Source organism: Actinomyces sp. HMSC065F11 (genome assembly GCF_001813085.1).
Lineage (GTDB): Bacteria > Actinomycetota > Actinomycetes > Actinomycetales > Actinomycetaceae > Gleimia > Gleimia europaea.
In genome coordinates, this window is record NZ_KV811484.1 from 1 (window position 1) to 525 (window position 525).

A 525-nucleotide genomic window follows, 5' to 3' on the forward strand; every position below is an offset into this window, starting at 1 on the left:
CGGGCCTAGTCGTGCGCGTCTACGCCGACCTTGGTAAACCCCTCAACGTGCGAACCGCCCACGACATCATCACCAAAGCAGGCACGCCCATAGACCAATCAGCCCTACAACCAGGCGACCTGATCGGCTTCGCCACCCCGGGCAGCGGCCACTACCACCACATCGGCATCTACGCCGGTAAAGACCCAGGTGGTAACCGGCTCATGATCCACGCCCCCAACGTGGGCGGACACGTCGAACAAGTACCCCTCGACACCTCTTATTGGCTTGGCATGCAATGGCAAGCCGTCCGAATTTAACCCAAAACCAACAAACCAACTACCAAATTTTAGGAGTGAAACAGTGAGCTACATAGTACGAGCAGGAAATCTTGCAGGCCCCGTCAAACTCACCATGAACGATGACGGAACCTACCAAGGCCGAGCAACCGTGATTGTGAACGACCGGGCAAAAGACCTAGAAAGCGGCAAGTGGGAGGACGCGGCTACAACCGCCTACTACCTCAGAGTCCAAGGCCAGGCAGCC

The 525-nt window shown here is 57.3% G+C and carries 2 protein-coding genes; both read left to right on the top strand.

The window, feature by feature from the left end; translation table 11 throughout:
• Positions 1-299 (top strand): C40 family peptidase (locus HMPREF2891_RS07340; RefSeq protein ID WP_148131744.1); only part of this gene is annotated, 299 nt, incomplete at its 5' end.
• A 43-nt stretch (positions 300-342) separates the two neighbouring features.
• Positions 343-525: hypothetical protein (locus HMPREF2891_RS09685; protein WP_222566283.1), on the top strand; the 183-nt coding region annotated here is incomplete at its 3' end.